15 protein-coding genes and 7 pseudogenes are annotated in these 22,591 nt (G+C 66.9%); 11 read left to right on the top strand and 11 right to left on the bottom strand.

Features of this window, described 5'->3' with window-relative positions:
- Positions 1-55: 55 nt before the first annotated feature.
- Positions 56-799, bottom strand: coding sequence for a GntR family transcriptional regulator (locus tag OR16_RS05020; RefSeq protein WP_006156876.1), 744 nt, complete (start codon positions 797-799; stop codon positions 56-58).
- Positions 800-1,112: 313 nt separating this feature from the next.
- On the opposite strand from OR16_RS05020, the gene uraH reads away from it, so the two are divergent.
- The 5 genes and pseudogenes from uraH to OR16_RS40915 form a co-directional block, all read left to right on the top strand.
- Positions 1,113-1,466: a hydroxyisourate hydrolase gene (gene uraH, locus OR16_RS05015; RefSeq protein ID WP_006156875.1), complete on the top strand. Its 354-nt coding sequence runs from the start codon at positions 1,113-1,115 to the stop codon at positions 1,464-1,466.
- A gap of 31 nt (positions 1,467-1,497) precedes the next feature.
- Positions 1,498-2,400 (top strand): annotated as a pseudogene (locus tag OR16_RS05010) (urate hydroxylase PuuD); the annotation flags it as partial.
- A gap of 138 nt (positions 2,401-2,538) precedes the next feature.
- Positions 2,539-2,697, top strand: a pseudogene (locus OR16_RS45340) (efflux RND transporter periplasmic adaptor subunit); the annotation flags it as partial.
- Positions 2,698-2,859: 162 nt separating this feature from the next.
- Positions 2,860-3,539 (top strand): annotated as a pseudogene (locus tag OR16_RS05005) (NADPH-dependent F420 reductase).
- Positions 3,540-3,566: 27 nt separating this feature from the next.
- Positions 3,567-3,818 (top strand): annotated as a pseudogene (locus tag OR16_RS40915) (SDR family NAD(P)-dependent oxidoreductase); the annotation flags it as partial.
- Positions 3,819-3,834: 16 nt separating this feature from the next.
- Here OR16_RS40915 and OR16_RS39540 read toward each other — a convergent pair.
- The 7 genes and pseudogenes from OR16_RS39540 to xdhA all read right to left on the bottom strand — a co-directional run bounded on the left by OR16_RS39540 (position 3,835) and on the right by xdhA (position 13,078).
- A complete protein-coding gene (locus OR16_RS39540; RefSeq protein WP_006156873.1) occupies positions 3,835-4,266 on the bottom strand; it encodes a YXWGXW repeat-containing protein in 432 nt (143 codons plus the stop codon).
- 201 nt (positions 4,267-4,467) lie between these two features.
- The gene (locus tag OR16_RS04995; RefSeq protein WP_006156872.1) at positions 4,468-5,568 is read right to left on the bottom strand and encodes a fatty acid desaturase; all 1,101 of its coding nucleotides are present in this window, start codon (positions 5,566-5,568) and stop codon (positions 4,468-4,470) included.
- A gap of 169 nt (positions 5,569-5,737) precedes the next feature.
- The gene (gene guaD / locus OR16_RS04990; protein ID WP_006156871.1) at positions 5,738-7,069 is read right to left on the bottom strand and encodes a guanine deaminase; all 1,332 of its coding nucleotides are present in this window, start codon (positions 7,067-7,069) and stop codon (positions 5,738-5,740) included.
- A gap of 63 nt (positions 7,070-7,132) precedes the next feature.
- Positions 7,133-8,179, bottom strand: coding sequence for an adenosine deaminase (locus tag OR16_RS04985; protein ID WP_006156870.1), 1,047 nt, complete (start codon positions 8,177-8,179; stop codon positions 7,133-7,135).
- Positions 8,176-9,041 (bottom strand): annotated as a pseudogene (gene xdhC, locus OR16_RS04980) (xanthine dehydrogenase accessory protein XdhC). The gene OR16_RS04985 and the pseudogene xdhC overlap by 4 nt, the downstream one beginning before the upstream one ends.
- 149 nt (positions 9,042-9,190) lie before the next feature.
- Complete coding sequence (xdhB, locus tag OR16_RS04975; RefSeq protein ID WP_006156868.1) at positions 9,191-11,551, bottom strand: xanthine dehydrogenase molybdopterin binding subunit; 2,361 nt, start codon at positions 11,549-11,551, stop codon at positions 9,191-9,193.
- 12 nt (positions 11,552-11,563) lie between these two features.
- Positions 11,564-13,078: a xanthine dehydrogenase small subunit gene (gene xdhA, locus OR16_RS04970; protein WP_006156867.1), complete on the bottom strand. Its 1,515-nt coding sequence runs from the start codon at positions 13,076-13,078 to the stop codon at positions 11,564-11,566.
- A 222-nt stretch (positions 13,079-13,300) separates the two neighbouring features.
- On the opposite strand from xdhA, the gene OR16_RS04965 reads away from it, so the two are divergent.
- A complete protein-coding gene (locus tag OR16_RS04965; protein ID WP_006156866.1) occupies positions 13,301-14,245 on the top strand; it encodes a LysR substrate-binding domain-containing protein in 945 nt (314 codons plus the stop codon).
- Positions 14,246-14,416: 171 nt separating this feature from the next.
- Here OR16_RS04965 and OR16_RS04960 read toward each other — a convergent pair whose 3' ends face one another.
- Positions 14,417-15,178, bottom strand: a complete 762-nt coding sequence (locus OR16_RS04960) for a substrate-binding domain-containing protein (protein ID WP_237716934.1) — start codon at positions 15,176-15,178, stop codon at positions 14,417-14,419.
- Between the two features lie 226 nt (positions 15,179-15,404).
- Here OR16_RS04960 and OR16_RS04955 point away from each other — a divergent pair, with 226 nt between their 5' ends.
- The 5 genes and pseudogenes from OR16_RS04955 (at position 15,405) to OR16_RS04935 (ending at position 21,155) form a co-directional block, all read left to right on the top strand.
- The gene (locus tag OR16_RS04955) at positions 15,405-16,502 is read left to right on the top strand and encodes a substrate-binding domain-containing protein (protein ID WP_006156864.1); all 1,098 of its coding nucleotides are present in this window, start codon (positions 15,405-15,407) and stop codon (positions 16,500-16,502) included.
- Positions 16,503-16,617: 115 nt separating this feature from the next.
- A complete protein-coding gene (locus OR16_RS04950) occupies positions 16,618-17,235 on the top strand; it encodes a DUF4126 domain-containing protein (RefSeq protein ID WP_006156863.1) in 618 nt (205 codons plus the stop codon).
- A gap of 281 nt (positions 17,236-17,516) precedes the next feature.
- Positions 17,517-20,044 (top strand): annotated as a pseudogene (locus tag OR16_RS04945) (ABC transporter permease).
- A 17-nt stretch (positions 20,045-20,061) separates the two neighbouring features.
- Entirely contained in the window at positions 20,062-20,499 is a 438-nt protein-coding gene (locus tag OR16_RS04940; protein ID WP_006156862.1) for a group II truncated hemoglobin, read from the top strand.
- 38 nt (positions 20,500-20,537) lie between these two features.
- Entirely contained in the window at positions 20,538-21,155 is a 618-nt protein-coding gene (locus OR16_RS04935) for a DUF924 family protein (RefSeq protein WP_043418535.1), read from the top strand.
- Between the two features lie 44 nt (positions 21,156-21,199).
- Here OR16_RS04935 and OR16_RS04930 read toward each other — a convergent pair whose 3' ends face one another.
- Together OR16_RS04930 and OR16_RS04925 are read right to left on the bottom strand one after the other, a co-directional pair.
- Entirely contained in the window at positions 21,200-21,784 is a 585-nt protein-coding gene (locus OR16_RS04930; protein ID WP_006156860.1) for a TIGR00730 family Rossman fold protein, read from the bottom strand.
- Positions 21,785-22,480 (bottom strand): annotated as a pseudogene (locus OR16_RS04925) (TetR/AcrR family transcriptional regulator); the annotation flags it as partial.
- Between the last annotated feature and the right edge of the window lie 111 nt (positions 22,481-22,591).

Raw genomic sequence — 22,591 nt, 5'->3', positions numbered from 1 at the left:
CTTTTCTTGAGCAGGAATCGGGCCTTGGCCGCAGGGTGGCAACGGGAACAACTTGCTAGGTGGAGTGCCCCAGCACGCTGCGAAGATCGAAATTGCCCGGTTCATCGGGCTGGACCCGGTCGGCGCAAGCGCCGAGATGGTGCGCCATGCGGCTCTGGGCAAGGGCGGCATCGCCCTGTTCCAGTGCATCGAGGATCTCTTCGTGCTCGTCGAAGGAGCAGGCGTTATTGCCCGGCGCCTCGACGCTGGCGATCATCAGCGTGGTGCGCGAGACCAGCCGGCGCATCATGGTGACCAGCAGCGCGTTGCCGGAAAGCTCGGCCAGCGCGGTATGGAACTCGGCCGACAGGCGGATCCACTTGGGCCGCTCGTTGGTGAGAAACGCCTGGCGTTCGGCCGCAACCATCTTGCGCAGCGGCGCGATCACGCGCTTGACGTCGCGCATGCCGGCGAGCTTTTCCAGCACGGCGCGCTCCAGCATCTGGCGCAGCTCGAACATGTCGTGCGCTTCATCGGTGGAGGGGCTGGCGATAAACGCGCCGCGATTGGGTTCGAGATCGACCATGCCGTCGGCGGCCAGGTGCGCCAGCACCTTGCGCACCGTGTGGCGCGCGGTGGCATAGATCTCGCACAGCGAGTGCTCCGTCAGCTTGGTGCGCGGGGGCAGCCGGTGCTCCATGATCGCGTCATAGATCTCGTGATACATGCGCTCCTCGACGGAGCCCTTGCGGGCGGGCTTGATTTCGGTCGGGGCGGCGGTGTCTTCGACACCGGCGATCAGCTTGAGACTCTTGGACATCTTGGCACCAGCGTATCGGTGAGGAGGGGAGCGGCGCGCCGCAGAAAGCGGGTGAAGCCGAGTAGCGCGCCCCAAAAATTGTTGACAATTATTTGGTTAGCACGGCAATATTGTCAACAAAACCGAGCTAGGTTTTCGACAAGTCAGGGTAATTCCTGAGTTGCCATCCGGACTGGTGCGAAGCATTGTCGCCATGCACCAGTCCAGCGCCGGGATGCGTTAGAAATACGTACCGAGCGGGCACCATTCCCACAAATGGTGCTAGTGAAGGCAGCGGCGCCTCTCACAACCCAAAGCCCTAAGGAATAACAGGATGGGACGCTTGACCACACATGTACTCGACACCGCAGCCGGCACGCCCGGCGCCGGCATGTCGATTGCCCTGCATAAAATTGTCGACAATCGCAAGGAGACGCTGAAGACAGTCGTCACCAACCACGATGGCCGCTGCGACCAGCCCCTGCTGGATGGCGACACCATGGCGGTCGGGGTGTACGAGCTGGAGTTCGGCGCCGGCGATTATTTCCGCACCCAGGGCACCAAGCTGCCCGAACCGGCTTTCCTTGACGTGGTGACGCTGCGTTTCGGCATTGCCGACACCAGCGCGCACTACCACGTGCCACTGCTGGTCTCCCCGTGGTCCTACTCGACCTACCGCGGCAGCTAAGCGCGGCGACGGGCAATAAAGGAGACAAGAGATGGAAGGCTATATCCTCGACTGGGCCAATCTGCTGCTGCGCTGGGTGCACGTCATCACGGCGATCGCGTGGATCGGTTCCTCGTTTTATTTCGTCTGGCTCGACAACAGCCTGACTCGTCCCGACGACCCCGACCTGCAGGAGAAGGGCGTGGGCGGCGAACTGTGGGCGGTACACGGCGGCGGGTTCTACAACCCGCAGAAATACCTGAGCGCGCCCAAGACGCTGCCGGAGAACCTGCACTGGTTCTACTGGGAGTCGTATTCCACCTGGATGACCGGCTTCGGCCTGCTGGTGGTGCTGTACCTGTTCAACGCCAGCACGTTCCTGATCGACAAGAACGTGATGGACATGTCGCCTGGCGCGGCGATCGGGTTTGCGCTGTCGTATCTCGGCGTGGGCTGGCTGGTGTACGACTGCATCTGCCGCGTGTTCGGCAAGAGCGACCGCACCGTCGGCATCCTGGTGGCGATCTACGTGGCGCTGGCCGCGTTCGTGGCCTGCCACGTGTTCTCGGGCCGCGCGGCATTCCTGCTGACCGGCGCGATGATCGCGACCATCATGAGCGCCAACGTGCTGGTGTGGATCATCCCGGGGCAGCGCAAGGTGGTTGCCGCGCTGCGCGCGGGCGAGGTGGATCCGGTGCATGGCAAGAACGCCAAGCAGCGCAGCGTGCACAACACGTACTTCACGCTGCCGGTGCTGTTTGCCATGCTGTCGAACCACTACAGCATGACCTACAGCTACAAGTACAACTGGGCTGTGCTGGTGCTGGTCATGCTGGCCGGCGTGCTGATTCGCCAGTTCTTCATCCTCAAGCACAAGGGCAAGATCAACATCGCGTGGCCGGCTGCCGGCGTGGCCGTGCTGGCAGTGGTCGCGGTGATGATCGCGCCCGTGCCGTAGCGCGCGCTGCTGGGCCAGTGGTTCGAGGCCGGAGCGAAGACCACCAACTAAGCTGAGCAACGGGCCTGCCGCACAGGCAGGCCCACTACCGAGCATCAGTGATCGACGGTCCGGCGGCCGTGCAGTTGACGGCCGGAGGTCCGGACTGGCGAGCTCAACCTGAGCTACACGACGATCCGGTCCCAGCTTACCGGCTTGTCGAGCTTTGCGCGGCAGCAGGACGGCAGCTACGTGACCGCGGCCGCAACGGGCTTGCTGACCTACATCTACCAGCTAGCGATTCGGCCGAGTTGGAGCACATCATCCTGTGCGCGGGCAAGCGCCAAATCGGTCACGCGGCGGCGAGCCGGCGGCGCGCGCTGCATTTTTCGCCTAGAGTTTGAAGGCGTCCCTGGCACGATGCATCCGATTGCTGTGTTGCACCATCAAGATCTTTGCCGGATCGAGGAGTCCGCCATGCCGTTTCCAGAGTCCGCCGAAACGATCGACTGGCGCCGCCGCCTGCTCACCGGCAGCACCGCGCTCGCCTTGCTGGCGATGTGGCTGGGACTCTTGCCTTCGCGCTTGCGCGCGCAGCCTGGCCGGGATGGCGCGCCAATGCCCATTGGCGTGATCGGCGCGGGCCACATCGGCAGCACGGTTGGCGGCCTGTGGGTGAAGGCTGGCCACCCCGTCCTGTTTTCCTCGCGCCACCCGGATGAACTCAAGCCGCTAGTCGAAAAACTCGGCCCGCTTGCCCGCGCGTGGTGGATGCGACCAATGCCGTGCGCGCGCGCGATGGCGCGGTCGCCGAAGAGGCGAAGCGCAAGGGCATCGGCATGACCACCGCAAAGTACCTGCGTGGCGCGCATATCGTGCGCGCCTTCAATTTCATGGGCGCCACCGACTTCGCGAACGAGAATCACCGGGCCGAGGGCCTGATCGCGGTGCCGATCGCCGCCGACGATCCAAAGGCCCTGCGCATCGGCGAGCAACTGGTGCGCGATGCCGGCTTCGATCCGGTGGTGGTCGGCAGGCTCGCCACGGCCGACAGCTTCGCCCCGGGCGGCCCGCTGTTCCATCAGATCGGCTCGGCCGACGCCATGCGCGCGCGCATGGCCGAACAGAGCGGGAAGAGGGTGACGACGCCTAAGTAATCATGCCGGCGCCGCGCTATTCAGGACGACCTGGACCGCCTGTACGCGCAAATCCAGAGGCAGGCGGGGCGGCTTGATGTGCTGTTCGCCAACGTCGGCGGCGGCGCCATGCTGCCGCTAGGCGCCATCACACAAGCGCACTACCAGCAGATTTTCGACAGCAATGTGAAGGGGGTGCTGCCGCTGCTGGTCGACGGGGCGTCGGTCATCCTGACCGGTTCCACCACCGGCAGCATGGGCACGCCTGCCTTTAGCGTGTACAGCGCGTCCAAGGCGGCGGCGAGCCCGTGCGGGCTTAGCCGTGCCAGGTGCCCTTCATCCAGACCCAGCCGCCGCCCTCGAAGCGCCAGACCCAGTGTCCGGGCACCCAGTAGGCGTGCTGCGCGGGCGGGGCAATCGTGATTTGTTCCACGATCACGGGCGGCATCGCCGGCACCGGCTGCTGGACCCAGCGGCCGTGCGCCCAGAACCAGTCGTTGCCTTCCCATTTCCAGTGGCCCGGCACCCAGTTCCAGCCGTAGGCAGGCGCTGGGCCGCGGTCTTCATGCACCGGCGGCGGCATGTTGCGCACCACCTGGTGGGGCGGCGGAGGCGGCGGCTGCCGTACTACCACGCGCTCGGTCACGCAGCCGGCAAGGCTGCCGAGCACGGCCAGCGAGGCGAGCGCCGGCAGGGCAGCGCGGAGCAGGCGGCGGCGCGAGGGCGCATGGGGTTTGCTGGTTGCCATTTTCTCTATGTCCTGTGGAATCTGATTTGCGTCAGGCGTCGTCTAAGGGGCGGCCCTCGGCCGGCATGACCTGGGGACCGATAGCTTCCTTAACGAGGCAAGCGCCGCGCCGCGGGACAAGAGTGGGCAAAGACTTTGTAATTGAGTATTACGCGCCCCAAACCGGCAAACCGCAGCCAAGGCGGCTGCGGCGGGCGTGCGTTATGCCGGCACCGGCGCGTTGGCGCTGGTCTGCCGGCCGCGGAAGTCGGTCCAGCACAGCGCCTTGAAGTCGTACAGCTTGCAGCGGCGCGCGGTATGGAAGTACCAGCGCCAGGTGAAGTTCTGGACGATGATGCGGCCCGGCAGCGCATGCTCAAGCAGCGCCTGCGCGCGCTTGAGACGGTACAGCGGCACGCTCATGTCCACGTGGTGGGCGGTGTGCTCCATGATGTGGTGCAGCGCCGCGCCGATGCCATAGCGAAAGCGCAGGTGCACGGTGGTGGAGACGAAGGGCTGGGCGCGCGCCCACATGGCCTTGGTGTCGTACCAGGCCACGCTGGTGTGGGTGTGGTGCACGTAGAGCACGAAGCCCACGGTGAAATTCCAGACCAGGAACGGCAGCACGAAGCCCAGCCCGACCAGCAGCGCGACCGACTGCCCGGTGGCAATGGCCAGCCACGCCAGCGCGCCGATCCACGCGGCGCCGAAGAGCGCCACCAGCGTGCAGTCCCACATGAAGACGGCGCGGCGCGTGGGCATCTGGCGGCGGCTTGGGAAGAACATCTTGAACCACCAGATCTCGACCAGGTAGTACAGGCCAGCGCCAAGGCCGGTGCGGTAGACGCGCTCCAGCGCGCGGCGCCAGCGCGGCAGGGCCTGGAACTCTTCCAGCGAGTAAGGCTGCCAGACAAAGTCGAAGCCCTTGAGGTTGGAGTAGCCGTGGTGGACCACGTTGTGGCCCACTTCCCACAGGCTGTAAGGCGTGAGCGATGGCAGGAAGGTCAGCCGGCCTAGCCATTTGTTCAGGCCGCGCCGGGGCGTCAGGCTCTGGTGGCAGGCATCGTGGCCGATGATGAAGAGGCGGGCGATGATGAGCCCCGTCGCCACGCTGGCCGCCAGCTTGGCGAGCCAGTGAGAGAACAGCACCACCCCGGCCAGCGCGGCCAGGAACAGCGCGGTGTCCAGCGCGAACAGCGCCAGCGCGCGCGGCGTGCTGCGCGCGCCAAGCGGGATCAGCCAGCCGCGGATGATCTTGCGCGAAGGCAGGGGGGCATCAGGGGAAATCGGCTCCGGAAAGGAAGCTTGCTGCGTGGCAATCATGCAAAAACCTTCAGTTGTCGAACGCGGGGTCGGGATGGGCCCGAGAGTAGCGGTGCACGGCCACAGGGCGGCCGATGATGTGACAGCTTAGAAGGATTGCGTGACAGGGGTGTTGATCCGGGTCAAGCGCGCAAGGCCGGCCCCGGTGCCACTTGCCGGAAAGTGATGATTAGTGCGCGGCGGCGGCCGATGCGCTCGCCGGCTCGCCCATCACATACACCTCGCCGATCACGCGGTCGTCGCCCAGCATGGCGAAGGCGAACAATTGCTCTTCCAGCGTCTCCGAGCGCTCGCTGCGGCGCGCGATCAGCGGCGTGGCCTGCGGGTCGAGCACGATGAAGTCGGCCTCGCAGCCCGGGGTGAAGCTGCCCACGCGCGCGCTCCAGCCCAGTGCATCCGCGGCGGCGCGGGTGGCCAGGTAGAACATGCGCAGCGCGCTCAGGTGGTAGCCGCCCATGCGCGCCACCTTGTGGGCGGCGTTCATGGTGCGCAGCATCGAGAACGAGGTGCCCCCGCCCACGTCGGTGGCGAGCGTCACGTTGAGGCGGTGCGCGTCGGACTGGTGGAAGTCATAGAAGCCGCTGCCCAGGAACAGGTTGGAGGTGGGGCAGTGCGCCACCGCCGCGCCGCTGTCGGCCAGGCGCTTGCGGTCGTCCTGGTCGAGGTAGATGGCGTGGCCGTACAGCGCGCCCGGGCGCAGCAGGCCGTAGTGATCGTAGATGTCGAGATAGCTGCGGGCTTGCGGGAACAGCTCGGCCACCCATTTCACTTCGTCGCGGTTCTCCGCCACGTGGGTCTGGATGAAGGCGTCCGGGTAGGCCTTGGCCAGTTCGCCGCAGGCTTCCAGCTGGGCTTCGCTGGAGGTGGGCGCGAAGCGCGGCGTGATGGCGTACGACAGGCGGTTCTTGCCGTGCCAGCGCGAGATCAGGTCGGCCGAATCGCGCGCGCCGGACTCGGCGGTGTCGCGCAGGAATTCGGGGCAGTTGCGGTCCATCATCACCTTGCCGGTCACCAGGCGCAGGTTGCGGCGGTCCGCTTCGGCAAACAGCGCATCGGCCGAGGCCGTGTGCACCGTGCTCCAGGCCACCGCGCTGGTGGTGCCGTTGCGCAGCAGTTCATCGGCGAAGAAGCCGGCCACGGCCGCCGCGTACTCCGGCTCGGCAAAGCGGCGCTCTTCGGGGAAGGTATAGGTCTCGAGCCAGTGCAGCAGGCCGGGCGAGGGCGAGGCGATGATGTCGGTCTGCGGGTAGTGCACGTGCGTGTCGATAAAGCCCGGCACGATCAGCTTGCCGCGGCGGTCGATCACTTCGGCGCCGGCAGGGATCTGGTCGGCCAGGTCGGCGTGGCTGCCAACCGCGGCGACATGCCCGGCGGTGACGATCAGCACCCCGTCTTCCCAATACTGATACGCGTCGTCATGAAACTGGGGGTCGCGCAGGAAGTGCAGCACGCGGCCACGGATGGCGCGGGTGATGGACTGGGTGGGGGGCGTGGTCGTCATATCGATGTCTCGTCATGCGCCGGCGCGCGCATGGCGCGCCGGCATCTTGGTGTGAGCCGCGCTTCAGGCCGTGGAGGCCGCGGCGGGCAGGGGGGATTGCCAGAAGTGGTCCACTTCGGCGAGGAAGGCAGTCTTTTGCGAGGCGGGCAGGAACGACGCCTCGAAACTGTTGCGGGCCAGCTTGTGGCCATCGGCCGCGGTCAGCGGCATGGCTTCGAAGGTGGCTTCCCAGTTCGCGTTCATATAGCCGCCGAAATAGGCGGGGTCGTCCGAGTGCAGCGTGACCAGTACGCCGGCTTCCAGCAGGCGGTGCAAGGAGTGGTCGCGCAGGTCCGGGTAGACCTTGAGCTTCTGGTTGGACAGCGGGCATACCGTCAGCGCCACGCGCTCGCGGGCCAGCCGCTCGACCAGTGCCGGGTCGTCGATGGCGCGCACGCCGTGGTCGATGCGCTCCACCTTGAGGATGTCGAGCGCGTCGGTCACGTACTGCGCCGGGCCTTCCTCGCCGGCATGCGCCACCAGGTGCAGGCCGAGCTCGCGGGCGCGGGCAAACACGCGGGCGAACTTCTCCGGCGGGTTGCCCTGCTCGGAGGAATCCAGCCCGATGCCGATGAAGCGGTCGCGGTAAGGCAGCGCGGCCTCCAGCGTGGCAAAGGCGTCTTCCTCGGAGAGGTGGCGCAGGAAGCAGAGGATCAGGCTGCTGGAAAAATCGTACTGCGTGCGGGCCTGGGCGAGTGCGTCGGAAATGCCATCGATCACCACATGGATCGGCACGCCGCGCTCGGTATGTGTTTGCGGGTCGAAGAAGATCTCGGCGTGGCGCACGTTGTCGGCGACGGCGCGCTGCACGTAGGCCATCGTCATGTCGAAGAAATCGTCCTCGGTCAGCAGTACGCTGGCGCCGGCGTAATAGATGTCGAGGAAGGACTGCAGGTCGGTGAAGGCATAGGCCTCGCGCAAGGCTTCCACACTGGCGTACGGCAGCTTGACCTTGTTGTGCTGGGCCAGCCGGAAGATCAGCTCGGGCTCGAGCGTGCCTTCAATGTGGACATGCAGTTCCGCCTTGGGCGTCTGGCGAATACGGTCTGCGAGCGCGGCATCGAGCGTCATGGGGTTCCTTTTGCGGTCTTGGTTTGCGTCGTGCTCGCCGCTTTGTGGCTGTGGCTGGCGCTCAGCGCGCCCAGATGGGCGAGGCGCTGGTCGCGAACCTGCAGCAGTTGGGCGACGATGGCAACCGCAATCATAGCCGGAGCCTTGTCCGTGATGCCGCAACGATGCTCGAAGCGCGCGCGCTTGGTCTTGGCGCGTGGTCGACCACCGCCTCGGGGATGTCGCTGGCTTCCGGGGTGACGTTGTCGGGCAGGTCGGACGGGAACAAGGTGTCGCGCTCATCCACCCAGTGCACCTGGCACGGCAGGTTGGCCAGCACCTTGACCAGCGCATGGCCCACGTGGCCGGCGCCGAACAGCACCACGTGCAGCTCGTCCGGCACCAGGGTGTCGGTCCAGCCACCGTCCGCATGCAAGGCCACCGAGGGCAGCAGCGCCGGCGCCGCCGCGTGTAGCACCGGGCCGGTGCGCGGCACCGTGCGCATCAGCGAGCGCCCGGTGCCGAACGCGGCCTGCACCGCGTCCAGCCACGGCAGGTCGGCTTCGCCCAAGACCTCGAAGGCGAGCAGCACCACGCCGCCGCAGCATTGCCCCAGCGCCGGGCCCAGCGGGATGCGCACGATCTGCCGCGTAGCATCGCGCTCGGCCAGCATGGTGCGGGCGATCTCCATGCCGCGCCATTCGAGATGGCCGCCGCCGATGGTGCCAGCCAGTTCGTCGGCGGTCACCAGCATGCGCACGCCCGCCTCGCGCGGGGCGGAGCCTTTCACCTCGGCGATGGTGACCATCGCCACCGGCACGCCCGCGCGCACCCAGCGGGTGGCGTCGGCGAAGCGGAAGGGTTTGAGGGGCGCGTCCTGCATGGTGATGCCTTTTGAGGTTGGTGCTTTGCCTTGGGGTAAGGCCTTCTACGTCATTACGTTATTACGTCGTTACATCGTTGCCGTCTTCAGCGATGGTGGCCTGTGGGGGAGGGCGGGCGCAACTGCACGCCCCGCGTCTCCCTCTCCTGTTACGCCGCCTGCGCAGCCGCGCGCACCGCGTCCACCGCATCCAGGATCGCCTCGCTGGTTGCCGGCGCGGCCAGCGGCGGGTTCACCTGGTAGTCCCCCACGCTGGCCACCGCGTCGCGGATGGCAAAGAACACCGAGAACGGCAGCAGCAGGGGCGGCTCGCCCACGGCCTTGGAACGATGGATGCTGTCCTCCGCGTTGTCGTTCTCGAACAGCCGCACGTAGAACTCCTCCGGGCAGTCGTTGACGGTCGGGATCTTGTAGGTGGAGGGCGCATGCGTCATCAGCTTGCCGTCCTTGTTCCACCACAGTTCCTCGGTGGTCAGCCACCCCATGCCCTGGATAAACCCGCCTTCGACCTGGCCGATGTCGATGGCCGGGTTGAGCGAGCGGCCAGCGTCGTGCAGCACGTCGGCGCGCAGCAGGCGCCATTCGCCGGTGAGCGTGTCCACCAGGACTTCCGAGCAGGCCGCGCCATAGGCGAAGTAATAGAACGGCCGCCCTTGCAGCTTGGACTGGTCCCAGTACAGCTTGGGCGTGGTGTAGAAGCCATCGGACCACAGCTGCACGCGTGCCACGTAGGCTTGCCGCGCCAGGTCGCTGAAGTCCAGGCGGAGCTCGCCCGCGACCACCAGGTCGTCGCCGAACTGCACGCTGTTGGCATCCACGCCAGCCTGGCGTGCGGCAAACGCCGCCAGGCGCTCGCGGATCTGCCGCGCGGCGTCCTGCGCGGCCTTGCCGTTCAGGTCGGTGCCGGTGGAGGCGGCCGTGGCCGAGGTGTTGGCGACCTTGCTGGTATCGGTCGCGGTCACGCGCACGCGTTCGAGCCGGATGCCAAGCTCATGCGCCACCACCATCGCCACCTTGGTGTTCAGGCCCTGGCCCATCTCGGTGCCGCCGTGGTTCACCAGCACCGAGCCGTCGTTGTACACGTGCACCAGCGCGCCGGCCTGGTTGAAGTGCGCCACGTTAAAGGAAATGCCGAACTTCACCGGGGTGATGGCGATGCCCTTCTTGAGCACCGGGCTGCTTGCGTTGAACGCGCGCGTCGCCTCGCGGCGCGCGCGGTAGGCGCTGGTCGCCTCGAGTTCGTCGAGCAGTTCGTGGATGACGTTGTCTTCCACGGTCTGGCCGTACGGCGTGACGTTGCGCTCGGTCTTGCCGTACAGGTTGGCGCGGCGCACGTCGAGCGCATCGCGGCCCACGGTGCGTGCCACGTTGTCGAGGATGTACTCCATGGCAAAGGCACCCTGCGGGCCGCCGAAGCCGCGAAAGGCGGTGTTGCTCTGCGTGTTGGTCTTGCCGCAGTAACCGTCGATCCGCACGTTCGGCAGCCAGTAGGCGTTGTCGAAGTGGCAGATGGCGCGGGTCATCACCGGGCCGGACAGGTCGGCCGAGAAGCCGGCGCGCGAGACCATTTCCACCGACACGCCGTCGAGGCGGCCGTCGGCATCGTGGCCGACTTCGTAGTCGAAGACGAAGTCGTGGCGCTTGCCGGTGATCATCATGTCGTCATCGCGGTCCGGACGCAGCTTGACCGGGCACAGCAGCTTCCAGGCGGCCAGCGCAGCGCAGCAGGCAAACATGGCCGACTGCGATTCCTTGCCGCCGAAGCCGCCGCCCATGCGGCGGCACTCCACCAGCACCTGGTGCGCGTGCCAGCCCAGCATATGCGCCACCGCATGCTGCATTTCGGTGGGGTGCTGGGTCGAGCACCACACGTGCATGCCGTCGTTCTCCTTGGGCGCGGCGTAAGCGATCTGGCCTTCCAGGTAGAACTGTTCCTGGCCGCCCAGGCGGATGTTGCCCTTGTCCCGATGCACGGCGGCGGCGATGTGGCTGGCCGGCTCGCCGCGCGCGAGGTGCATCGGCGGCAACACGTAGCTGCCGGCCTGGTGCGCCGCCTCCGGCGACAGCACCGGTGCCAGATCTTCATACTCGATCGCACCCAGGCGGGCGGCGCGGCGCGCGGCGTCGTGCGAGGTCGCCACCACCACGAAGATCGGCTGGCCGATGAACTGCACCAGGCCGTTGGCCAGGATCGGGTCGTCGTGGATGATCGGGCCGCATTCGTTGGCCGCGGGAATGTCCTCGGCGGTCAGCACCGCCACCACGCCTGGCGCGGCGCGCACCTTGTCCAGCGAGATCGACTTGACGCGGGCATGGGCGCGCGTGCTCATGCCGAGCGCGGCATGCAGCGTGCCCGCCAGCTCGGGGATATCGTCGGTGTAGGTTGCCGTGCCGGCCACGTGCAGGTGGGCCGACTCGTGCGGGCGCGAGACGCCCACTTGCTGCGTCGAAATGGCGGTCCTGGCTTCGGTCGCGGCGTCGAGCAGGAAGGGTTCGGTTTGCTTGTTCATGCCGATCTCTCCTTACGCGGTAGCGGTGGCGGTGGTCGCGCCCGCGCCGATGGCGCGGACATTGACGGCGGCGGCGGGCAGCGCGTCGGCGCGCGTTTCCAGCCAGAAGCGGTACAGCAGGTTGGCGGCGCCGCGGCTGCGGTACGCGGCCGTGGAGCGCATATCGGACAGCGGGGTGAAGTCCTGGGCCAGCGCGCTCATGGCGGCGCGGGCGGTGGCCTCCGTCCAGGGCTGGCCAACCAGCGCGGCTTCGGCATTGGCGCCGCGCTTGGGCGTGGCGGCCATGCCGCCAAACGCCACGCGTGCATGGCGGATCACGTCGCCCTCGATGGTCAGCGCGAAGGCGGCGCACACCGCGGAGATGTCCTCGTCAAAACGTTTCGACAACTTGTAGGTGCGGAAGTGCTGGGGGCCCGCCAGCGGCACGCGCAGCGCCGCGACGAACTCGCCCTCGGCCATGGCGGTCTTCTGGTAGGCGAGGTAGAGGTCTTCCAGCGCCAGGGTGCGGCGCACTTCGCCGCGTTGCAGCACCACTTCGGTGCCAAGCGCGATCAGCGCGGGCATGGAGTCGCCGATGGGCGAGCCGTTGGCGATATTGCCCCCCAGCGTGCCGGCATTGCGGATCGGCAGCGAGGCAAAACGCTTCCACAGTTCTTCCAGCTCGGGATGCACGGCATTGAGCGCGGCGTAGGCGCGCTCCAGCGAGACCGCCGCGCCGATTTCCACGGCGCCGTCCACCTGCTCGATGCTGTTGAGGTCGGCCACCTGCCCCACGTACAGCAGGTTGCCCAGCTCGCGGAACTGCTTGGTCACCCACAGCCCCACGTCGGTGCTGCCGGCCAGGATGCGCACGCCGGGCTCGGCGGCCTTGATGGCGGCAAAGGCGGAGGCGGTGCGGGGCGCGTAGAAATGCTGCCCTGCGGTGCTGTAGTGGAACGTGCCGTCGCGCCGCAGCGAGCGCAGCGTGTCGGCGATCTGGCGCGGGTCCAGCTTGCTGGCCTGCGGCGCCGGCAGCGCCATCATGCGCTGGCCGGCCTCGATGATGGGGCGGTAGCCGGTGCAGCGGCACAGGTTGCCGGTGAGGGCGTCGCAGATGGCCTCGCGCGCCGGGGCGCGGCCGGTGCCTGCGTCCGCGGACTTTTGCTGGTAGAGCGCCCACAGCGACATGACGAAGCCGGGGGTGCAGAAACCGCACTGGGAGCCATGGCACTCCACCATCGCCTGTTGCACCGGGTGCAGCGCGCCGTCGGCCTGGCGCAGGTCTTCCACCGTGATCAGCGCGCGGCCGTCCAGGGTGGGCAAGAACTGGATGCAGGAATTGACCGCCTTGAACTCGACCTGGCCGTTTTCGCCCAGTTCGCCCAGCACCACGGTACATGCCCCGCAATCGCCTTCGGCGCAGCCCTCCTTGGTGCCCGTGCAGCGCGCGTCCTCGCGCAGGTACTGCAGCACGGTGCGGGTCACGGGGGCGTCTGCGACCTCCGTCACCTTGCCGCGGTGGTAAAAGCGGATGGTTTGCGTCTCCATGGTGTCTTCTCTCTTTGTGGATGGGGCCAAACATAGCACTGACGCCGACGATGCAATATTCGGCCCAGGTGATATGCCCCATCAAGAGGGGGAGAGCGTTCTGGTGGCTGGCGAGGGCGGCGGCCACCGGATTTGACCAATGACGGGGTGCGTGACATACACTATGCGCCGTTCCCATTCCCCACGCCACCGGCCGCAAAGCGCGCCAGGCGCCCCCTCGCCATGCACGGACGCGACCATCTCGACACCTATTTGCTGCGGGTGCTGCACACCCTGCTCACCGAGCAGAGCGTGACCCGCACCGCGGTCCGCCTCGGCCAGTCGCAGCCCGCCATCAGCAATACGCTCAAGCGACTAAGGGAAATCACCGGGGATGCCATCCTGGTGCGCGGCAAGAGCGGCATGGTGCCGACCGAGCGCGGGCGCGAACTGCTGCAGCTGGCCGAACAGAGCCTGGCGGCCATGGACCGCATCGCGCGGCCGCCCCAGCATTTCGACCCCGCCACCACTACCCGTACCTTCCACCTGGGCGCGCCGGACTACCTGGACGCCTTCTTCCTGCCCAATATCGTCGAGCGCGTGCGCCGGCTGGCGCCCGGCGCCAAGCTGTTCGTGCACCCGATGACCTCATCGAGCGACTTCCTCGACAGCCTGGAGCAGGGGCAGCTCGATATCGTGGTCGGCAACTGGCTATCGCCGCCGGAACATCTGCATATCTCACCGCTGTTCGACGATGAGGTGGTGTGCATGCTGGGCGCGCAGCATCCGCTGGCGCGCAAGGGGCTGACTCTCAAGCATTACCTCGAGATGCCTCACCTTGCCCCCGCGCCCTATGCTTCGATGCAGCGCAGCATGATTGACCAGGCGCTGGCCGAGCAGGGGTACAAGCGCAATATCCAGGTCACGCTGCCGTATTTCGGGCTGGTGCCGTATGTGCTGATGAAGACCGATATGGTGTTCACCACGGGGCGGCAGTTTGCCGCGCACTATGCGCAGTACCTGCCGTTGAAGATGGTCCCTTCGCCGGTGGCGTTTCCGCGCATGCGGTTTTATCAGCTTTGGCATGAGCGGTGTCATGCTGCGCCGGATGTGGTGTGGATGCGCAGGATGATTGCCGAGGTGGCTGGGGAGTTACCGGTTTTGCCGCAGTTGACGAGGGAGGGGTAAGGAGGTGTTTGTGCGCAAGGGCAGAACCGTTGGCTCTTGTTCACAAGCTTTGGATTTGATTGCTGCGGCGTTGGCGTTTGCACCCAATTGGGTGCAAACGCCAACGCCGCTCAAAGAAAACCCAGCCAAGGCAACAAGAGCCAACGGTTCTGCCCCTGCGCATACCCCCCCTCACTTCCCCCTATAGCTAGGAAAAAACAACTGCTCCCCCTCCACCTTGTAAGCAGCAATGGTGTCCTGCCCATCCCTAGAAGTAATCCACTCCACCAACTTCATCGCATCCACGTAATTGGTACCAGCATGCTTGGCCGGATTAACAGCAATCACGCCATACGGATTGAACATCCTGGGATCGCCCTCCAGCAGGATCGCCAATCCGGTCTTGGCGCGATACGCGCCATAAGTAGCCCGGTCCGACAACGTATATCCCGGCATCTGCGCAGCCATGGTCAACACCTCACCCATCCCCAGCCCGGCATTCACGTACCACGGCTGCCCCTTGGGCTCGATCCCCACCTGCTTCCAGTAGGCCTTCTCCATCACGTCGGTCCCGGAGTTATCCCCGCGCGAGATGAATTTGGCGTTGCCGGCGGCGATCTTCCTGAAGCCGGCTAGCACGTCCTTGCCGCCCTTGAGCCGGTCCGGGTCGCTGGCCGGGCCGACCACGATGAAGTCGTTGTACATCACGTCGCGGCGGTTGACGCCGTAGCCCGCGGCCATGAATTCGTCTTCCATCTTGCGCGCGTGCACCAGCAGCACGTCGACATCGCCCATCTCGCCCATCTTCATCGCCTTGCCCGATCCCACCGCGATCACTTTGACGGTGACGCCGCTCTTCTGCTCGAACCTGGGCAGCAGGAATTTCAGCAGGCCGGAGTTCTCCGTGCTGGTGGTCGTGGCCAGCTTGAGCTCGCCGGCGAAGGCGCTGGCCATGCCAACCAGGCAAACCAGCCCGATAGCGCACGTGGCCCGGCTCGAAATGTGGCGTAAGGGGCTTTGTTTGCCGACCGCTTGCATGGGTTCTCCTTGTCTTATGTTTTCAGAAACACAATTGCCACAAACTCAAGAGATCGGTGAGAATGCAGCAAAATACGTGGAAATCAGCGTTTCGCATTCTCGGTGAACCACATCTCTAAAGTAAATATGAAAAGCGTTTCATATGACATTTCGCTTTGATCTGTTCCCCGTGGTCGCCGCGGACGATAATCCGCGCTCCAATGGCAAGGTGTTCCAGCTGCTCAAGGCAGTGCGCGAGACTGGCTCCCTGCATCGCGCGGCGCGCGAGATCGGGCTGTCGTACCGGCACGCCTGGGGCGTGATGCGATCGTGGGAGGAGATGCTCGGGCGCAGCGTGCTCGACATGGAGCGAGGCCGGGGGGCGTCGCTGACGCTGTTTGGCGAGCGCTTGCTGCGCGCGGAAGGGCGCTTGCGTGATTCCGTCGATCCGATCGTGCAGAAAGCGATGGTCGATTTCCTGGCGGACCTGGACGATGCGGCCCAACCGCAGACCCGTATCCGCTTTTCCGGCAGCCACGATCCGGCCATGGAGGTCCTGGCGGGGGCCTTGCACGATACGCCGGGCGGGCTGCAGCTCGATACCGTGTTCTGCGGCAGCGTGGAGGGCCTGATCTGCCTGCAGGAGCGGCAGTCCGAGCTGGCTGGCTTCTACGTCTCGCCGATCCAGAAAGCTGGCTCTGTGGCCCATGTGACGCTGCGCAAATGGCTGCGTCCGGCGGCCGTGCGCCTGATCCGGCTGGCGTGGCGCGAGCAAGGCCTCATCGTCGCACCCGGGCTCGCGAGCGAGATCCGCGATCTGCGCGACCTGGCCCGTACCCGCGCCCGCTTCGTCAATCGCCAGCGCAGTTCGGGCACGCGCATGCTGTTTGACCAGTTGCTGGCTACCCAGGGCCTTTTTCCGGACCAGATCGTCGGCTACGAATCCCCAGAGTTCAGCAACGAAAAGGTGGCGGAGGCGGTGCACGCCGGCCGCGCCGAGGTGGGATTCGGCCTGCGCATGAACGCCGAGGCCCATGGGCTGGCCTTTGTGCCGCTGACCCGCGAGGCCTACTACCTGGCACTGCGCAAGAACGACCAGATCACACCTTGGGCGCATGGCCTGCTGGCGTGCCTGGCGGACCCGGCCTTGCGGCACCGTATCGAGGCGCTGCCCGGCTACACCATGGCCGAGCCCAGCGGCATCCTGACGCCGCAGGAGGCACTGCCCTGGTACGGCCCGGACGGCAAGGAAGGCACCTGACCCCAACCGCCGGGACGGGCCGGCTCCCCGCTCCCGGCCATTTGCGCGTCCGCGTATTACACTGCTTGCATCGGCGCGGCTGCATGCCCGCCAGACAGACCGTGCGAGGAGCGCCATGCTAGAAACGGCCGCGTTGGCCGCGGGCTTGTCCTGGACCAGCGGATTCCGCCTTTACCTGGCCGTGTTCACGGCTGGCGCGCTGGGCCGCCTGGGCTGGCTGCACCTGCCGCCCGGCCTGCAGGCGCTGGAATCGTGGTGGGTGATCGCGCTTGCCGCGGTGCTGGCCCTGGCCGAATTCGTGGCCGACAAGGTACCCGGCTTCGATTCCTTCTGGGACAGCATCCAGACCTTTATCCGCATTCCCGCTGGCGCTATCCTGGCCGCCGCGGCCTTCGGGCAGCTCGATCCGCAATGGATGGTCGCCGCCGGCCTGGTGGGCGGCACGCTGGCCGGCACCGCCCATGCCGCCAAGGCCGGCACCCGCGCCCTGATCAACGTCTCGCCGGAACCGTTTTCGAATTGGGCTGCCTCACTGAGCGAGGACGTTGCCGCCAGCAGCGGACTGCTGCTGGCCTTTTTTCTGCCCGTAGTGTTCCTGGTGGTGCTGGCCGTGCTGCTGCTGGTGGCGGCGTGGCTGCTGCCCAAGCTGTGGCGTGGCGTGCGGCGCTTGCGTGACGCGCTGGCCAAGCGTGCCCCGGTGGCCTCGCCGGTCGGGCGTCAGCCCCGGCGCTGAGTGGCGGGTTAGCCCCCCGTCTCGCCCAATCCGGCCATAATCTGGCCCTGGTCCGGCGCATGCGCGCCGGGATCAACCCGCAGGTACCCTGCGCATCGCGCCAATCCTGGCACGCGGCCTGCCCGGCTGGCCGCCACCATGCATGTGCACGGACAAGAGATAAGAGATCAATGTCTTCAGAACCCACTTTCCAGCACGTCCCCGCAGCAGTCACCGCTACCGTAGCCGCATCGTCCGGCGCGCGCCCGGCGCGTTTCTCGCCCTGGCGCCAGGCACTGCGCATGGCGCGGCGCGACTGGCGTGCCGGCGAGCTGAGCCTGTTGCTGTTCGCGCTGGTGCTGGCCGTGGCGGCACTCAGCAGTGTCGGCTTTCTGGCCGACCGCATGCGCCTGGGGCTGGAGCGCGACGCGCGCCAGATGATCGCCTCCGATGTGCTGATCGTGTCGGACCAGCCGTTCGATGCCGCCTTCGCCAGCCACGCCGCGCAAGCCGGCCTGGCCACCACGCAGACCGTCACCTTCCCGAGCATGGCCAGCGCGCAGGCGCCGGGCAAGGCCACCAAGCTCAGCGCGGCCAGCGGCGCGGCGGCCGAGGCCGCCTCGCAACTGGCTGCGCTGAAGGCCGTTGCGCCCGGCTATCCGCTGCGCGGGCAGCTCAAGGTGGCGGCCGCGCCCGGCGCGCCGGAAACGGTCGCCACCGGCATTCCTGCCGAGGGCACCGTGTGGGTGGACGCGGCCTTGCTGGACTCGCTCGGCGTCGCCATGGGCGACACCATCCGGCTGGGCAGCCGCGGCTTTCGTATCGACCGCATCATCACGCAGGAGCTGGATCGTGGCGCCGGCTTCATGAATTTCGCGCCGCGCGTGATGCTGCCGCTCTCCGACCTGGCCGCCACCGGGCTGGTGGGCTGGGGCAGCCGGGTCAGCTACCGCCTGCTGGTCGCCGGCCCCGACGCCGCCGCGCAGGCCTACCAGAAATGGGCCGAGGCGGAGATCGACAAGCGCGCGCTGCGCAACACCCGCGTCGAGTCGCTGGAGTCGGGCCAGCCGCAGATGCGTGCCACGCTGGACCGCGCCGAGCGCTTCCTGTCGCTGGTGGCGGTGCTGTCTTCGATGATTGCCGCGGTCGCCATCGCCATGTCGGCGCGCCGCTATATGCAACGCCACACGGACGCCTGTGCCGTGTACAAGTGCATGGGCCTGTCGCGCCGCGAGATCCTGCTGGCCTTCGGGCTGGAGTTCCTGCTGCTGGGCGTGGGCGGCGCGGTGGCCGGCGTGGCGCTGGGCTACCTGGCGCACTACGGGCTGCTGCTCTCGCTGGGCAACCTGCTGACCGTGACGCTGCCTCAGCCGTCAGCGTTGCCGGCCGTGGTGGGCCTGCTGGCGGGCGTCGTCCTGCTGGCCGGCTTTGCCTTGCCGCCGCTGCTGGCGCTGACCCGGGTGCCGCCGCTGCGCGTGCTGCGGCGTGATATCGGCGCGCCGCCGGTTTCGACCTGGATCGCCTACGGGCTCGGCCTGGGCGCCTTCGTGGCACTGCTGCTGGTGGCCGCGCGCGATCTCAAGCTGGGGCTGACCACCGCGGGCGGCTTTGTCGCCGCAGGCGTCGTGTTCGCGCTGCTGGCTCTTGGCCTGCTGAGCCTGCTATCGCGGCTGATGCGCGGCCGGCGCCTGGCACGCGGGAGCGTGGGCTGGCGCTTTGCCCTGGCGGTGCTGGAGCGCCGCCGCGGGGTGACGGTGCTGCAGACGGTGGCGCTGGCGGTGGGCCTGATGGCACTGCTGCTGCTCGGCATGACCCGCAACGACCTGATCGCCTCCTGGCGCGACGCCACGCCCGTGAACGCACCCAACCGCTTCGTCATCAATATCCAGCCGCCCAGCGCGCGCCGCTGGCCGGCATGCTGGAGCATGCCGGCATTGCCGACCTGCTGTACCCGATGGTGCGCGGCCGCCTGACCCATATCGCCGGCCAACCCGTGCGCGCGGAGCGCTTCGCCGATGGCCGCGCCCGCAACCTGGTAGAGCGCGAGTTCAACCTGTCCTATACCGATGCGCTGCCGGCTGGCAACCGCGTGGTGGCAGGCTACTGGTTCGGTGCCGGCAAGGCCGGGGCCTCGGTGGAGGAGGGCATTGCCAAGACGCTGGGGATCCGGCTCGGGGACACCTTGCGCTTCGATGTGGCGGGACAGTCGGTGGAGGCGCCGGTCACCTCGCTGCGCAAGCTGGACTGGGGCTCGATGCGGGTCAACTTCTTTGTCATCCTGCCGCCTGCGGCCATGCAGGGCCTGCCGCAGACCTATATCACCGCCTTTCACCTGGCGCCCGCGCAAGCCGCGCTGGGCAACCGCATGGTGGCGGCCTTCCCGAACATCACGGTGGTCAACACCGACATGATCCTGCGCCAGATCCAGGACGTGCTCGACCAGGTCATCGCCGCCATCGAGTTCCTGTTCGTGTTCACGCTGGCGGCCGGTGTCACCGTGCTCTACGCGGCGCTCTCTGGCGCGCGCGACGAGCGCAAGCGCGATGCTGGCCTGCTCAAGGCGCTGGGCGCGTCCGCCGCCGTGGTGCGCCAGACCCAGTACGCGGAGTTCCTGGTGGTGGGCGGGCTGGCGGGCCTGCTGGCCAGCCTGGGCGCGATCGCGGTGGGCTGGGGCCTGTCGCAGTTCGTGTTCGATTTTCCCTACCGCTTCAATGGCTGGATCGTGCCGGCCGGTGTGCTTTCTGGCATGCTGTGCGCTTTCGCGGGCGGCTGGCTGGGCTTGCGCGAGGTGCTGCGGCAGCCCGCGCTGGCCACGCTGCGTGAAGCCTGAACCATCCTTGAGTGTTTATGAGTACCGATTCCAAGCCTGAAAATGCGGCATCCGATGCATCCGATGCCGCCCCCGAAGTCACCGCCTATGAACGGATCGGCGGCGAAGCGCGCGTGCGCGAGATGGTCGACCGTTTCTACGACCTGATGGATCTGGAGGACGAGTTCAAGGGCCTGCGCGCGCTGCATCCCGCCTCGCTCGACGGCTCGCGCGACAAGCTGTTCTGGTTCCTGTGCGGCTGGCTGGGTGGCCCCAACCATTTCATCGAGCGCTTTGGCCACCCGCGCCTGCGCGCGCGCCACATGCCGTTCGAGATCGGCACCAGCGAGCGCGACCAGTGGATGCGCTGCATGGCGCTGGCCATGCAGGACGTCGGCCTGCCCGAAGACCTGCAGCTGCGCCTGATGCAAGCCTTCTTCGGCACCGCCGACTGGATGCGCAACGTGCCGCGCTGATGGCGAACGCCACCGCGCCAGCCAACCACGCCTACGCCATGACCCATACGCAGCGCGACGCCGCCACGGACCTGCCCGCCGATGCCCGGCGCTTACTCGATTTCTGGTTCGGCGCGCCCGCGTCGCCGGCGTGGAACAGCACGCGCGCGGTATGGTTCACCAAGTCCGATGCCTTCGACGCCACGGTCCGCGCCGCCTTCCTGCCGCTGTGGGAAGCCACGCAAGCGGGCGCCAATGCCTGCTGGGTGCAAAACCCCGAAGGGGCTTGCGCACGCATCGTGCTGCTCGACCAGGTGCCGCGCAATGTCTTTCGCAACGACCCGCGCAGCTTCGCCTCCGATGCCCAGGCGCTGGCCACGGCCCGGCAGATGGTGGCGAGCGGCGCAGACCGCCTGCTGCCTACGGCATTCCACCGCATGTTCTGCTACATGCCGTTCGAGCATTCCGAAGCCCTTGCCGACCAGAACACGGCCGTGCAATTGATGACGGCGCTGCGCGACGAAAGCCAGGGCGGGGTGGACGAGGTCGAGTGGGCGCTCAAGCACCGGGCGGTGATCGAGCGCTTCGGGCGCTTTCCGCATCGCAATGCCGTGCTGGGGCGGCGGGATACGGAGGAAGAGAGCGCTTTCCTGAGGGAGCCCGGCTCATCGTTCTGAGCAGGGCTCGCTGGACGCAAGAGGCCGGGCCGCCGGGAGCACCATCAGGTCTCCTCGCGCTTCTCCTGCCACTTGTCCACCAGCAGGCGCGGTGCGTTGGCGAGCTTGTCGAGGATGCCTTCGGGCGTAGGCGCCACATGCAGCAGGTCATTGTGGATCTGCTTCAGGAAGCCTTCGTCCACGGCGTGCTGCATGAAGCCGAGCATGCTGTCGTAGAAGCCCGCCACATTGAGCAGCCCTACCGGCTTGGCGTGATAGCCCAGCTGCAGCCAGGTGAAGGTCTCGAACAGTTCCTCGAAGGTACCGACGCCGCCCGGCATGGCGATAAACGCGTCGGCGCGGTCGGCCATCATCTGCTTGCGCTCGTGCATGTTGCGCACCACGTGCAGCTCGGTCAGGCCGCGGTGGCCGACTTCCTTTTGCATCAGCGCATCGGGAATGATGCCGATGGCGGTGCCGCCGTTCGCCAGCACGGCGTCGGCCACGATGCCCATCAGCCCCACCTTGCCCCCGCCGTACACCAGCGCAAGGCCGCGCTCGGCCAGGGTCTTGCCCATGGCGCGCGCCGCGGCGGCATATTCGGGACGATGGCCGGGGCTGGAGCCGCAATAGATGCAAACGGCTTTCACTTTTTGTTCCTTTTCTGTTTGCGCCGCCTTGGCGGCAGCGTATTCCTGGGCTTGCTTGTCGAAGGCCTGGCGGGCCTTGCCGCGCAGGTAAGGGGCAAGGATCGAAAAGATATGGTAGCTGGCGCCGTGCAGGTAGCCGCGGATCAGCTCGGGGTCGTTGTACTGGCGCGGATGCTGCACGAACTGGAACGACAGCCAGTAGGTGGCAATCACCACGATATTGGTGCAGACGGCCTCGACCTGCTCGGGCGTGGCCTCCATCTCGCCGTCTTCCTGGAACTGCCGGCAGATCTCCATCGCAAAGCGTTTCTTCTGCTCGACGATGCGCTTGAAATTGGTCTCAAGCATGCGGTTGCGCGCCAGCAGGTCATTGATGTCGCGGTACAGGAAGCGGTAGTTCCACAGGAACTCCGCCATGTACTGCAGGTAGCCCCAGCTCTCGTCCAGCGTGGCCTTGTGATCGTCGGGCAACTTCAGGCGGCGCTCCATCTCCTGCTCGAACAGCACGAAGATGGAGCTGATGATGTCGTCCTTGTTGCGGAAGTGATAGTAGAGATTGCCGGGGCTGATCTCCATGGCTTCCGCGATGGTGGTGGTGGTGACGTTGGGCTCGCCCACCTCGTTGAACAGGCGGAGCGAGACGTCCAGGATGCGGTCCCGGGTGCGGCGGGGGCCGGCTTGCTGTTTGGGTTCCATAGGCGACCGGGCGAGCGGCAATTCGGTAAGTTGAAGCCGATTATAAGCAATCGCCGTTTGCCGCAACGCTGCAACGCCGCAAGCGCCCTTCGCGCCGTGCGCACGGCGCGA

Source organism: Cupriavidus basilensis OR16 (assembly GCF_000243095.1).
Taxonomy (GTDB): domain Bacteria; phylum Pseudomonadota; class Gammaproteobacteria; order Burkholderiales; family Burkholderiaceae; genus Cupriavidus; species Cupriavidus basilensis_D.
This window is presented reverse-complemented; position numbering and strand designations above follow the sequence as displayed.

What these genes read in the sequence shown, in the direction of transcription:
- OR16_RS05020 (WP_006156876.1), bottom strand. Translation starts at nt 799, where the DNA reads ATGTCCAAGAGTCTCAAGCTGATCGCCGGTGTCGAAGACACCGCCGCC.
- uraH (WP_006156875.1), top strand. Translation starts at nt 1,113, where the DNA reads ATGGGACGCTTGACCACACATGTACTCGACACCGCAGCCGGCACGCCC.
- OR16_RS39540 (WP_006156873.1), bottom strand. Translation starts at nt 4,266, where the DNA reads ATGGCAACCAGCAAACCCCATGCGCCCTCGCGCCGCCGCCTGCTCCGC.
- OR16_RS04995 (WP_006156872.1), bottom strand. Translation starts at nt 5,568, where the DNA reads ATGATTGCCACGCAGCAAGCTTCCTTTCCGGAGCCGATTTCCCCTGAT.
- guaD (WP_006156871.1), bottom strand. Translation starts at nt 7,069, where the DNA reads ATGACGACCACGCCCCCCACCCAGTCCATCACCCGCGCCATCCGTGGC.
- OR16_RS04985 (WP_006156870.1), bottom strand. Translation starts at nt 8,179, where the DNA reads ATGACGCTCGATGCCGCGCTCGCAGACCGTATTCGCCAGACGCCCAAG.
- xdhB (WP_006156868.1), bottom strand. Translation starts at nt 11,551, where the DNA reads ATGAACAAGCAAACCGAACCCTTCCTGCTCGACGCCGCGACCGAAGCC.
- xdhA (WP_006156867.1), bottom strand. Translation starts at nt 13,078, where the DNA reads ATGGAGACGCAAACCATCCGCTTTTACCACCGCGGCAAGGTGACGGAG.
- OR16_RS04965 (WP_006156866.1), top strand. Translation starts at nt 13,301, where the DNA reads ATGCACGGACGCGACCATCTCGACACCTATTTGCTGCGGGTGCTGCAC.
- OR16_RS04960 (WP_237716934.1), bottom strand. Translation starts at nt 15,178, where the DNA reads ATGGCCAGCGCCTTCGCCGGCGAGCTCAAGCTGGCCACGACCACCAGC.
- OR16_RS04955 (WP_006156864.1), top strand. Translation starts at nt 15,405, where the DNA reads ATGACATTTCGCTTTGATCTGTTCCCCGTGGTCGCCGCGGACGATAAT.
- OR16_RS04950 (WP_006156863.1), top strand. Translation starts at nt 16,618, where the DNA reads ATGCTAGAAACGGCCGCGTTGGCCGCGGGCTTGTCCTGGACCAGCGGA.
- OR16_RS04940 (WP_006156862.1), top strand. Translation starts at nt 20,062, where the DNA reads ATGAGTACCGATTCCAAGCCTGAAAATGCGGCATCCGATGCATCCGAT.
- OR16_RS04935 (WP_043418535.1), top strand. Translation starts at nt 20,538, where the DNA reads ATGACCCATACGCAGCGCGACGCCGCCACGGACCTGCCCGCCGATGCC.